This is a genomic window from Streptosporangium sp. G12, from assembly GCF_052983175.1.
The window spans coordinates 73,259-85,315 of sequence record NZ_JBRIQO010000026.1 but is presented as its reverse complement, the minus strand read 5'-3'; the positions used below and the strand labels follow the sequence as shown (position 1 = coordinate 85,315).

General features: G+C 71.9%; 9 protein-coding genes. 3 read left to right on the top strand and 6 right to left on the bottom strand.

Going from position 1 to position 12,057, the window contains the following annotated elements:
- Positions 1-106: 106 nt before the first annotated feature.
- The 3 genes from ACVCAG_RS34375 to deoC all read right to left on the bottom strand — a co-directional run bounded on the left by ACVCAG_RS34375 (position 107) and on the right by deoC (position 3,633).
- Positions 107-1,075 carry an aldehyde dehydrogenase family protein gene (locus ACVCAG_RS34375; RefSeq protein WP_440082640.1) on the bottom strand — a complete coding sequence of 323 codons (969 nt, stop codon included), beginning with the start codon at positions 1,073-1,075 and terminating at the stop codon, positions 107-109.
- Between the two features lie 182 nt (positions 1,076-1,257).
- The gene (locus tag ACVCAG_RS34370; protein ID WP_440082639.1) at positions 1,258-2,685 is read right to left on the bottom strand and encodes an aldehyde dehydrogenase family protein; all 1,428 of its coding nucleotides are present in this window, start codon (positions 2,683-2,685) and stop codon (positions 1,258-1,260) included.
- Positions 2,686-2,694: 9 nt separating this feature from the next.
- Entirely contained in the window at positions 2,695-3,633 is a 939-nt protein-coding gene (gene deoC, locus ACVCAG_RS34365; RefSeq protein WP_440082638.1) for a deoxyribose-phosphate aldolase, read from the bottom strand.
- 364 nt (positions 3,634-3,997) lie between these two features.
- On the opposite strand from deoC, the gene ACVCAG_RS34360 reads away from it, so the two are divergent.
- The 3 genes from ACVCAG_RS34360 to ACVCAG_RS34350 all read left to right on the top strand — a co-directional run bounded on the left by ACVCAG_RS34360 (position 3,998) and on the right by ACVCAG_RS34350 (position 8,546).
- Entirely contained in the window at positions 3,998-4,159 is a 162-nt protein-coding gene (locus tag ACVCAG_RS34360; RefSeq protein WP_440082637.1) for a hypothetical protein, read from the top strand.
- A 124-nt stretch (positions 4,160-4,283) separates the two neighbouring features.
- Positions 4,284-7,160 carry an AAA family ATPase gene (locus ACVCAG_RS34355; protein ID WP_440082636.1) on the top strand — a complete coding sequence of 959 codons (2,877 nt, stop codon included), beginning with the start codon at positions 4,284-4,286 and terminating at the stop codon, positions 7,158-7,160.
- Positions 7,161-7,382: 222 nt separating this feature from the next.
- Positions 7,383-8,546, top strand: a complete 1,164-nt coding sequence (locus ACVCAG_RS34350; RefSeq protein WP_447191102.1) for a cytochrome P450 — start codon at positions 7,383-7,385, stop codon at positions 8,544-8,546.
- A 124-nt stretch (positions 8,547-8,670) separates the two neighbouring features.
- Here the strand turns inward: ACVCAG_RS34350 and ACVCAG_RS34345 are convergent, their stop codons facing one another.
- The 3 genes from ACVCAG_RS34345 to ACVCAG_RS34335 form a co-directional block, all read right to left on the bottom strand.
- Complete coding sequence (locus ACVCAG_RS34345; protein ID WP_440082634.1) at positions 8,671-9,240, bottom strand: TMEM165/GDT1 family protein; 570 nt, start codon at positions 9,238-9,240, stop codon at positions 8,671-8,673.
- 407 nt (positions 9,241-9,647) lie between these two features.
- The gene (locus ACVCAG_RS34340; RefSeq protein ID WP_440082633.1) at positions 9,648-10,685 is read right to left on the bottom strand and encodes a UDP-N-acetylmuramate dehydrogenase; all 1,038 of its coding nucleotides are present in this window, start codon (positions 10,683-10,685) and stop codon (positions 9,648-9,650) included.
- 43 nt (positions 10,686-10,728) lie between these two features.
- Entirely contained in the window at positions 10,729-11,982 is a 1,254-nt protein-coding gene (locus tag ACVCAG_RS34335; RefSeq protein WP_440082632.1) for a CysS/YqeB C-terminal domain-containing protein, read from the bottom strand.
- Positions 11,983-12,057 lie beyond the last annotated feature (75 nt).

The window sequence follows — 12,057 nt, the reverse complement described above, 5'->3', positions numbered from 1 at the left end:
CCGGACCCGGCGGACCAGGCGTCATGGACCGGACGCCGTGGAGCCCGGCGCGCCGGAGCCCGCGGGGCGGGCCTGGCGGGGCCCGGCGCGCGGCAGGCCGGGCGCGTCAGACGCCGGTGGGGTGCCAGACGGTCTTGGTCTCCAGGAAGGCCGTCAGGCGCCTGGTGCCGGGGTCTGCGGACCAGTCGGTCGCCGCGGGGCGGAAGACGCGCTTGAGGTTCTCCGCCGCCGCCTCCTCGCACGCGACCGCCAGGCCCTCGTCGGCGACCCCGGTGAGGTCGAGGGCGTTGACGTCCATGTGCGCGGCCAGCCAGGGGGCGATCTCGGCGACCGAGCCGGTGAGGATGTTCACCACCCCGCCGGGCAGGTCCGAGGTGGCGAGCACCTCGGCCAGGGTGATCGAGGGCAGCGGGGCCCGCTCGCTCGCGATCACGACGCAGGTGTTGCCCGTGACGATCACCGGGGCGATCACCGAGACGAGCCCCAGCAGCGGCTCGTCGGGGGCGACCACCGCGACCACGCCGGTCGGCTCCGGCGAGGAGATGTTGAAATAGGGCCCGGCGACCGGGTTGGAGGATCCGGCGACGGCGGCGATCTTGTCGGACCACCCGGCGTACCAGACCAGCCGGTCGACGGCCGCGTCCACGACCTCCCCGGCCTTCCTCGTCCCGGCCTCCGCCAGCTCGGCGACGAACTGGGCCCGGCGGCCCTCCAGCATCTCGGCGACGCGGTAGAGGATCTGCCCCCGGTTGTACGCGGTGGCGCCCGACCAGCCGCCGAAGGCCTTGCGCGCGGCCGTCACCGCGTCGCGGGCGTCCTTGCGGGAGGCCTTGGACGCGTTGGCGAGGAAGTCGCCCCTGGAGGAGGCCACGGCGTAGGACCTTCCGCTCTCGGAGCGCGGGAACGCCCCGCCGATGTACAGCTTGTACGTCTTGCGCACGGCGAGCCGCGCGGGCCCGCGGCTTGCCTCGTCCTCGCCGGTACGGTTCCCGGCGCCCTCGCCCGTACCGTCCGCCGCGGGGGCACCCGCCTGCTTGCCCGCCCGCGCCCGGCCCGGCCGCTCCGCCTTACTCATTTCCCAGCCCTCTCCACGAGCTCTCCTGCTGCGCCAGCCGGGCCGGCACGAAGATCTGACCGCAGCGGCTCACGCCGCACCGGTGGGCGAACCAGCCCCGCAGCACCGGCCGTCCGGCGCGGGCGAAGCCGTGGCCCCGGGTGCTCTGGGCACGGCGGGGACGGCGTCTGGCCCTGTGATGCTCACACATCGAGATACGCCTCCAGCCCGTGCCGTCCGCCCTCGCGCCCGTATCCGGACTCCTTGTAGCCGCCGAACGGCGAGGTGGGGTCGAACCGGTTGAAGGTGTTGGCCCAGACGACGCCGGCGCGGAGCTTGTCCGCCATCCACAGGATCCGCGAGCCCTTCTCCGTCCACACGCCCGCCGACAGGCCGAACGGGGTGTTGTTGGCCTTCTCCACCGCCTCGGCCGGGGTGCGGAAGGTCAGCACGGACAGGACCGGGCCGAAGACCTCCTCGCGGGCGATCCGGTGCGACTGGGCGACGCCGGTGAAAATGGTCGGCGGGAACCAGAAGCCCTTGTCGGGCAGCGAGCAGGCCGGGGACCAGCGCTCGGCGCCCTCGGCCTCCCCCAGGTCGGACAGCTCGCGGATCTTGGCGAGCTGGGCCGCGGAGTTGATCGCGCCGATGTCGGTGTTCTTGTCCAGCGGGTCGCCCAGCCGGAGGGTGCCGAGCCGCCGCTTCAGCGCGTCGAGCAGCTCCGTCTCGATCGACTCCTGCACCAGCAGCCGGGAGCCCGCGCAGCAGACGTGGCCCTGGTTGAAGAAGATCCCGTTGACGATGCCCTCGACGGCCTGGTCGAGCGCGGCGTCCTCGAAGACGATGTTCGCGGCCTTGCCGCCGAGTTCCAGGGTGACCTTCTTGCCGGTGCCCGCGACCGACCTGGCGATCTGGCGGCCGACCTCGGTGGAGCCGGTGAAGGCCACCTTGTTCACGTCGGGGTGGTTCACCAGGGCGGCGCCGGTCTCGCCCGCGCCGGTCACGATGTTGACCACGCCGGGCGGCAGGTCGGCCTGCGCGCAGATCTCCGCGAACAGCAGCGCGGTCAGCGGGGTGGTCTCCGCGGGCTTGAGGACGACCGTGTTGCCGCAGGCCAGCGCGGGAGCGATCTTCCACGCGAGCATGAGCAGCGGGAAGTTCCACGGGATGACCTGGCCGGCCACCCCGAGCGGGCGCGGGCTGGGACCGTACCCGGCGTAGCCGAGCTTGTCGGCCCAGCCGGCGTAGTAGAAGAAGTGGGCCGCCACCAGGGGCAGGTCCACGTCGCGGGACTCGCGGATCGGCTTGCCGTTGTCCAGGGACTCCAGCACGGCCAGCTCGCGCGAGCGCTCCTGGATGATGCGCGCGATCCGGAACAGGTACTTGGCCCGCTCCGAGCCGGGCATCGCCGACCAGACGCCGAACGCCTTGCGGGCGGCCTGGACCGCCCGGTCGACATCGGCCTCGGTGGCCCAGGCGACCTCCGCCAGGACCTCCTCGGAGGCCGGGTTGACGGTCTTGTTGCGGTTCTCACCCTGGGAGTCGACCCACTCGCCGCCGATGAACAGGCCGTAGGACGGCCTGATGTCGACGACGTCACGCGACTCGGGCGCCGGTGCGTACTCAAACATGTGAACGCCTTAGTCGAGAGTGAAGTAGTCGGGACCCGCGTACCTGCCGGTGGCCAGCTTCTGGCGCTGCATCAGCAGGTCGTTGAGGACGCTGGAGGCGCCGAGCCGGAACCAGTCGGGGTCGAGCCAGCCGTCTCCGACGGTCTCGTTGACCAGGACGAGCATCTTGATCGCGTCCTTGGTGGTCTTGATGCCGCCCGCGGGCTTCACCCCGACCTTGCGGCCGGTCGCGGCCAGGAAGTCGCGGACCGCCTCCAGCATGACCAGCGTCACGGGGAGGGTCGCGGCGGGCTGCACCTTTCCGGTGGAGGTCTTGATGAAGTCGCCCCCGGCGAGCATGGCCAGCCAGGACGCGCGGCGCACGTTGTCGTACGTGGACAGCTCGCCGGTCTCCAGGATCACCTTCAGGTGGGCGTCGCCGCACGCGGCCTTGATCGCGACGATCTCCTCGAAGACCTTGAGGTAGTCACCCGAGAGGAACGCGCCCCGGTCGATGACCATGTCGATCTCGTCGGCGCCGGCCGCCACCGCGAAAGTGGTGTCGGCGATCTTGACGTCGAGCGAGGAGCGCCCGCTGGGGAAGGCGGTCGCGACACTGGCCACCTTGACACCGGAGCCCTTCACGGCCGCCGCGGCCTCGGCGACCATGTCGGGGTAGACGCACACCGCGGCCACTTTGGGCACGGAGGGGTCGGCCGGGTCGGGGTGGACGGCCTTGGCGCACATCGCGCGGACCTTACCCGGGGTGTCGGCGCCCTCCAGGGTCGTCAGGTCCACCATGCCGATGGCGAGGTCGATGGCCCGGGCCTTGGCCGTGGTCTTGATGGATCGGGTGCCGAGCGTCGCGGCGCGCTGGTCGGCACCCACGCGGTCGACACCGGGCAGGCCGTGCAGGAAGCTTCGCAGCGCGACGTTGGACGTTGCCACGTCGGTGAGCGAGGTCGTCATAGTTGACACCTCTCCAGCATGCCTACTGGTGTGATTACTTCCAAACTGGACCCTGCCCAGCGGCCCCGCCGGTTTTCGTCAACATCCGCCGACCGCCCCCGCGCGGGAGCGCCCTGTCGCCCGGGGGCCCGGCGGTGACGCGGGGCCGTTCCGGGGGACACACAGGGACCGGGGCCCTGCCGGAGAGGCGAATCGGCGCCGTCTAGGTAGTGCCGGGACGGCCTAGGCGTGATCTAGGTAGTGCGGGGGCGAGAAGCGTCCGGGAGATAGGACATCCTCCCGATGTGGGACCGGGGGCCTTAGGACGAATCTTGAGTCTGTAAGGAAAGCGCGCCGCGAGGCGCCACACCAGAGAGGAACCCTCATGGGTCCCGAGCTCCACCTTGAGATGATCGCCCACCGGACCACCGAGCTCCGCGAGGAGGCGGACAGCTACCGCCGCGCCCGCGAGGCGCAGGAGGACAGGAAGGCCCACTCTTCCGAGAAGCGCCGCCGGGGCTTCTTCGGCAAGATCATCCCGGCATGACCCCGCCCCGAGAGCCCGGCCGCTCCCATCTGCCCGGCCGGGCCTCACTGCCCCCCTGAACCGCCGATTTCACCGAGCGAAAAATAAGGAGATCACACCTTTAAGGCATGACATGCTGGCAGACATGGTGGGTCGGGCGGTAAGTCCCGTCTTCGTGGGGCGGGAGCGGGAGCTCGCGGACCTGACCGAGGCGTTCGAGCAGGCCCGGAAGGACGCGGCGGTGACCGTGCTGCTCGGTGGCGAGGCGGGCGTCGGCAAGTCACGGCTGATCGGGTGTTTCGCGGAACGGGCCACGGCCGACGGCGCCCACGTGCTCAACGGGGGCTGCGTGGAGCTGTCGACCGAGGGCCTCGCCTACGCGCCGTTCACCGCGGCGATCCGCCAGCTCGTCCGCGAGTGCGGCGCCGAGGTGGTCGCGGCCCTGCTCCCCGAGGGCGGGGCGCGCGACCTGGCCCGGCTGCTCCCCGAGTTCGGCGAGCCGAGCGGCGACACGGAGAGCGACACCGCCCGCGCCCGGCTCTTCGAACAGATCCTCACCCTGCTGGAACGGCTCGCGGAGCGCCATCCGGTGATCCTCCTCATCGAGGACGTCCACTGGGCCGACAGCTCCAGCCGCGACCTGATCGCCTTCCTCAGCCGGAACCTCCGCACCGCTCCCGTGCTGATGGTCCTCACCTACCGCTCCGACGAGCTCCACCGCCAGCACCCGCTCCGGCCGGTGCTCGCCGAGCTCGGCCGGCTGGACGGGGTCCTCCGGATGGACCTGCCCCGGCTCACCCGGTCCGAGGTGGCCGCCCAGATGGCCGGCATCCTCGGCACCGCGCCCGAGTTCGCCCTGATCGACAAGGTCTTCCAGCGCAGCGAGGGCATCCCGCTGTTCGTCGAGGCGCTGATGGAGTGCGGCGGCGACTGCACCTTCCCCGACTCCCTGCACGACCTGATCATCGGCTCCGTGGAGCGGCTCCCCGAGGAGACGCAGCGGGTGCTGCGCATCGCCGCCGCCGGCGGCATCCGGGTGAGCCACGCCCTGCTCGTCGCGGTCAGCGCGCTGTCGGACGTCGAGCTCGACGACGCGCTGCGCACCGCGATCGCCGCCAACGTGCTGCAGGTCGCCGACGGCCGCGCCTACGTCTTCCGGCACGCGCTGATCCGCGAGGCCGTGCACGACGAGCTCCTGCCCGGCGAGCACGTACGGCTGCACGCGCGCTTCGCCGAGGAGATCGGCAACGACCGCACGCTGGTGCCCCCCGGCCGGGCCGCCATCGAGATCGCCCACCACTGGCACTCCGCCCGCGACGACCTCTGGGCCCTCATCTCCGCCTGGGAGGCGGCGGGCAAGGCCGCCAAGACCTTCGCCCACCGGGAGATGCTGCAGCTGCTGGAGCGGGTGCTCACGCTGTGGAGCAAGGTCCCCGACGCCGCCGAGCGCATCGGCGTGGACCACACCACCGTCCTGGAGCAGGCCGCCGAGGCCGCGAGCGCCTGCGGGGAGGTCGACCGGGGCAGCAAGTTCGTCAAGGCCGCGCTGAACGAGCTCGACGGGCGGACCGAGCCCGCCCGGGTGGCGAACCTGGTCGTACGGAGATCGCAGTTCAAGAAGGCCAGGCGGCGGCCGGGAGTGCTCGACGATCTCCGCTACGCCGAGCGGCTGGTCCCTGAACCGGGGCTGGAGCGCGCCGAGGTGCTGTCCAAGCTGGGCTCGTACCTGATATTCAGCGGCGAGCTGGCGGAGGGGACGGCGCTCACCGAGGAGGCGCTGCGGATCGCGCGCGAGCACGGCGAGGAGACCCTGGAGGCGGAGCTGCTGCTCAACCTCGCGCTGGGCCACTCGATCGCGGGGCGCATCGAGGCCACGATCGAGCTGAACGAGACCGCGCAGGCGATCGGCGAGCGCGTCGAGTCGGGCCGCAGCGTCCTGCGCGCCATCGCCAACAACGTGGACGCGCTGAACAACATGGGCCGCTCCACCGAGGCGATCGAGCTCGCGCTCGAAGGGGAGCGGCTGGCGAGGAAGTACGGCCGCTACCGGGACCAGGGCACGTTCATCGCCAACAACCGGGCCGAGGTGCTGGAGGCGCTGGGCAGGTTCGACGAGGCCGCCCGGCTGATCGAGCAGACCCTCGGCAAGGACCCCACCCTGCGCACCCGCCACCACCTGCGGCGGGTCCGCGGGGACGTGGCTGTCGCCCGCGGCGAGACGGACGTGCTCAGATCCGTCCTGGACGAGGTGGGCGCGTTCGGCACCGCCCCCGAGGAGTTCACGCAGGAGCTGACCGCCAACGCCCGGCTCATGATCGGCCTGCACATGCTCGGCGGGGAGCCGCTGGCCGCGCTGGAGGTCGCCGAGCGGGTCGCCCGCGAAGCGCAGATCACGAGCAAGCCCATGCTGGGCTGGCGGACGCTCGGCCTGCTCGGCGGCATCTGCGAGACGGTCGAGGAGCTCGCGCCCGAACGGGTGGCGGCGCTGCGCGCCCACGTCGGCAAGGCCGCGGCGACGATGGCCGTGGACAGTCCCGTCGCCGAGGCCTACCGGCTCGGTCTCACCCGCGACCACGACGCCGCGGCCGCCGCCTGGGAACGGCTGGGCCGCCCCTTCCCCCAGGCGAGGTCGCTGCTGCGCGGGGGACGGACGGCGGCCGGCGCCGGTGACCGCGACGGTGCCGCGTCCCGGCTGCGCGCGGCCCACCCGATCGCCGTGGCGCTCTCCGCCCGGCCGCTGGCCACCGAGATCGAGGCGCTCGCCCGCCGGATCGGGATCTCCCTCACCGAGCAGGCCGGAACCACCGGGCAGGCCGGGAGCGGAGAGTCTCCGCTGACCCCGCGCGAGCTGGAGGTGCTCCGGCTGGTCGCGCTGGGACGGTCCAACCGCGAGATCGCCGCCGAGCTGTTCATCTCGGCCAAGACCGTGAGCGTCCACGTCTCCAACATCCTCGGCAAGCTGGGCGTCTCCACCCGGGGCGAGGCGGCCGCGGCCGCCCGACGCCTCGCCCTGATCGGCTGACTCCCGCTCCCTCCCCGGAAGCGATCACCGGACGACGGTACGGCCGGGCGCCGCCCGTATCGGGGACCGGCCTCCTTCGGGACGGCGCGAGCGGCGGTGTCACGACCACTGGCGCCAACGGTCGTCCCGAAGGAAGCCGGAAGCCGTGACCGGCGAGGGGTTGCACAGGGCGGGTCAGGACGGGATCTTGCTGGGGTAACCGATTTCCCCCAGGAGACGATCATGTTGCCCCTCCATATGCGCCGCCGGGAGTTCGATCCCGATCCCGAACTGGCCGCCGTCCGCGAGCAGCCGGGCCTGCAACGGGTGCCGACGCCCTACGGCCGCGAAGCCTGGCTGGTCACCCGGTATGACGACGTGCGTGAAGTGCTCAGGAACGCCGAGCTGTTCAGCTACGCCAGCGGCATCACCCTGCCGCCCATGAGCGAGGAGCAGGCCAGGCGGTTACGCGCCGGCGCGCTGCTCCTGATGGATCCCCCCGACCACACCCGCTTGCGCCGCATGCTGACCCCCGAGTTCACGATGCGCCGCATCCGCCGCCTGGAGCCCCGCATCCGCGAGATCGTCGCCGACCACCTGGACGTGATGGAACGCACCGGTGCCCCGGCCGACCTGATCTCCGAGTTCGCCACACCGATCCCGTCGCTGGTCATCTGCGAACTGCTGGGCGTGCCCTACGAGGACAGGGAGGCCTTCCAGGCGCGCACCCGGTCGATCCTCGACTTCAACCAGCCACCGGAGGCACGCGGGAAGGCCCAGATGGAGGCCTCCATGTACATGGCCGAGCTGGTCGGCCGGGCCCGGGTCGAACCGGGCGAGGACCTGCTCGGCATGCTCATCCGCGAGCACGGCGAGGGGATATCGGACGACGAGCTGGCCGGCATCGGCGGCCTGCTGCTGGTGGCGGGCCACGAGACGACGGCCAGCATGATCGGCCTGGGCACGCTGGCCCTGCTGCGCCACCCGGACCAGCTCGACCTGGTGCGTGCCGCCCCGGACAGGGTCAAGGGCATGGTCGAGGAGCTGCTGCGCTGGCTGACGATCATCCACCAGGGCGCCACCAAGGTCGCCTCGGCCGACACCGAGATCGCGGGCGTGCCGATCGCGAAGGGCGACGTGGTGGTGGTCTCGCTCCCCGCCGCCAACCGCGACCCGACGCTGGCCGAGGACCCCGACCGCTTCGACATCCAGCGGCCCGACATGCCCCATGTCGCCTTCGGTTACGGCGCGCACCACTGCATCGGCGCGCCACTGGCCCGGATGGAGATGCAGATCGCCTTCCCCGCCTTGTTCGACCGGTTCCCCGGGCTGCACGAGGCCGGGGAACCGGAGTTCCGTTCGTTCAATGTCGTGTACGGCCTGACGACCTTCCCGGTCGCCTGGTGACACCCCGGCCCGCTCGGCCGCCTGGCTGAGCGGGCACGTCGGCCGCCGGCCGGTACGTGCCCAGGCCGGCGTACTCGCCAAGCGGGACACGGTCGCCGCCCCGTGCCTGACATCGCCGTACCGATCAGACGAACAGTGGTTCGAGCAGCAGGATCACACCGAAGACGGCGAAGGCCGCGGCGGCACCGTAGCGGATGATTCTCTCCGGCAGGTGCTTGCCGAGCATCCGGCCGACCACGATGGCCAGGGCGTCGGCGGCGACCATGCCCACCGTCGAGCCGACCCAGGTACCGAACCAGCCGTACTGGGTGGCGAGTGTGATGGTCGCGAGCATCGTCTTGTCACCCAGTTCGGCGAGGAAGAAGGCGACGGTCACGGCGATGATCGCCGACCGGGTGGTGCGCCGCGCCTTTCGCGACTCCTCCTCGGTCAGCTCGTCCCCGCGCAGCGTCCACAGCGCGAAGCCCAGGAAGGCGATGCCGGCGATGATCGTGATCGCCGTGGTGGGGAGGAAATCGCCGACCAGCCCGCCCAGGGCGACGCTGAACAGGTGAACCACCGCGGTGGCCAGGGTGATTCCGGCGAGGACCGGCCACGGTTTGAACCGGGTGGCGAAGGTCATCGCCATGAGCTGGCTCTTGTCGCCGAGTTCGGCGACGAAGATCACGGCGAGACTGATCCAGAACGCTTCCAACGAGGGTGCCCTTCCCGCATACGCAGCCGGGCGGAAGGGCGGAACCCGGGGAGTCTCGGGCACGTCTTCGGCCCGGCGGCATCCATCAATGCCTGCCAGGCCGAAGGTCTCGTCCGCCACGGAGCCGAGCCGAACCGGCCGGATCCGAGGCCCGCGCGACCGGGCGCCTCAGGCGCCAGCATGTCGATCACGCGATTGGGACTACTCCCCTTCGGGTCTTTCCATCAGACCATATCAGCAGAAATCGGATGCCCATTCTCGCCTCAGAGGACCGCCGAGATCCTCCTAGGTCCTCGGAGGATCTCGGAGGACGCCGGAGGACCTCGGAGGACGTCAAGGCGAGGAACCCCGGAGGGCTTTCGGGGAGCCTCGGGAGAATTTCGAAAGACCTCGGAACCCCGAGAGCCTCAGAGCCGGGTGCCGACCATCACGGGCTCGTTGACCAGGGTGACGCCGAACTTCTCCAGGACACCGTCCCTGACCTCGCGGGCGAGGTCGAGGAGCTCCTCCGTCGAAGCCACCATTTCCGGATTTGTCATGGCAAGGGTGTGCTTGGTGGAAATGCGGGCCGGGCCGCGCCGGTAGCCCTTCGGGAACCCGGCGTTCTCGATCAACCACGCCGCCGGGACCTTGACGGCCCCCTCCGGCATGTCCCAGCGGGGAAACCCCGGTGCCCGCAGCTCCAGCTCGGCGGCCTGCACGGCGGTCAGGACCGGGTTGGTGAAGAACGACCCCGCGCTGCGGGTGTCCGGGTCGGCGGCGTCCAGGACCATGCCCTTGCCCGCGCGCAGCTCCAGCACCGCCGCCCGGGCCTCCGCGAGCGGCACCCGGTCGCCCAGGCCGACCCCCAGCCGGGAGGCCAGCTCCCGGTAGGCGACCGGGCCGGACAGGGCGTCCCCGGCCAGCTCGTAGGTGACCGCGAGCACGACGTACCGTCCCAGGTCGTCCTTGAACGCGCTGTGCCGGTAGGCGAATCCGCACTCCCGCGCGGCCAGGTCCCGCACCTCAGCGGTCCGGCGGTCGTAGGCCCGGACGGCGGTGATCGTCTGGGAGACGTCCTGCCCGTAGGCGCCGACGTTCTGGATCGGCGTGGACCCGACCAGCCCGGGGATGCCGGACAGGCACTCCACGCCCGACCGGCCCTCGTTCACCGCGCGCTCGACCAGGGCGTCCCAGTCCTCGCCCGCCTGCGCGGTGACCAGGTCCCCCTCGACCTCGACGCCCCGGGAGGCGACGCGCACGACCAGGCCGTCGAAGCCCTCGTCGGAGACGACCAGATTGCTGCCGCCCCCCAGCACGAGCACCGGCTCGCCCGCCCGGTCGGCCGCCGCCACCAGCTCGACGATCTCCTCGGACGACCCCGCCTCCACGAACGCCCCGGCCGGTCCCCCCAGCCCCAACGTCGTGTACGGCGCCAGCCGCACCCCCGCCACCCGCTCCGTCATGCGCTTTTCCCCACCCGCGACCCGGCCGAAATCCGCGACCAGCCTACGGGGAGCGCAGCAGCTTCAGCACCCGGTCGTAGGTTCGCCGGGACTCCCCGTCGCGGTATTCGGGGTCCACGCCGTCGTCGCGGCGGTGCCTCTCCTGGTGGACCGGGAGATCCTTCCCCAGGGCGACGAGAGTGCCGGGCAGCCTGAGCGAGAACTCCAGGTCGGCGTTGCGGTAGTAGCGGGCGTCGGCGGGGAAGCCGCCCGCGGCGAGCGCGGTGTCGCGCCTGACCGCGAACAGGTGCCCGAGCAACCCCCGGACCTCGCCGGGCTCGGCCTCCAGCCATTCCTTGCCGTCCTCGCGGGGATTCATCCCCTTCCACCCGGCCGCGGTCACATCGTCGTCCAGCGCCTTGACCAGCGGGGTGACGGCGTCGCCGTCCAGGACCACGGAGGTGTCCATGACGACGTGCACGTCCGAGGTGTCGAGGCGCAGCAACCTGTCGCGGCTCTCGCCCCACCCCGCGGAGCCGCCCTGCCAGTGCGGCGTCTCGGCCACGTGCCAGGCCTCCACCCGGCGGGGGAACTCCTCCACCAGCTCCTGCAGGACCGCTCCCGCGCCGTCCACGTCTCCCAGGTCGAGGGCGAGGATCCTCGCCTCCGTACGGGCGACCAGGGCGCGTACGCACTCGCGCAGCTCGTCGGGGCGGCCGTCGACCAGCAGCGCGACGGTCACCGTCGGCCGCGCGGCCTTCGGTTCCTCGACGCCGGCCGGGGGAACGATGGTCTCGTCGAGCCGGGAGACCGACAGGCTGCCGTCCCACAGCAGCTGGGAGGAGACCATCCGCTCGGGATGGCCGTCGAGATCGTCGGCCCGGCCGACCAGCTCCGAACCCTCGGGCGTCTGCTGGGGCGCCGCCTCGGTCTCGGCGACCCGCTCGGCGTCCAGGCCACCGAGCCGTCCCGGGTGGCGTCCGGGATCCGCCGCCTCGGCGACCCGCCCGGGGTCGGCCGAGTCGTCCCGTCCGGTGGCGGTGTCCCCCGCGTCCCCGGCGTCCCCGCTCGTGGCGCTCACCCGCCCGGGGGCCGTGGACGCTCCCGGGGAACCCCCCTCGGGCAGGGAACTCACCGTGGGCCACACGTCGAAGGAGGGGGAGGGGATGAGCTCGAAGCCGTCCGCGGTGTCCCGGACGAGCCAGCCCTCGGTTCTGATCTCGTCACGGAGCGCGTCGGAGGCGGCATGATCGTGCTCGGCTCGTGCCTTGGCCCGCCGCTCGGCCAGGCCGGTCACGTTAGGAGGTACTTCGCTCATGCTGGGGAGCTACCCCCGGACGGGGAGAAGATTCGGCCCCGGCCCACGAGCATGCCGCGAACCACGACCAGGCCG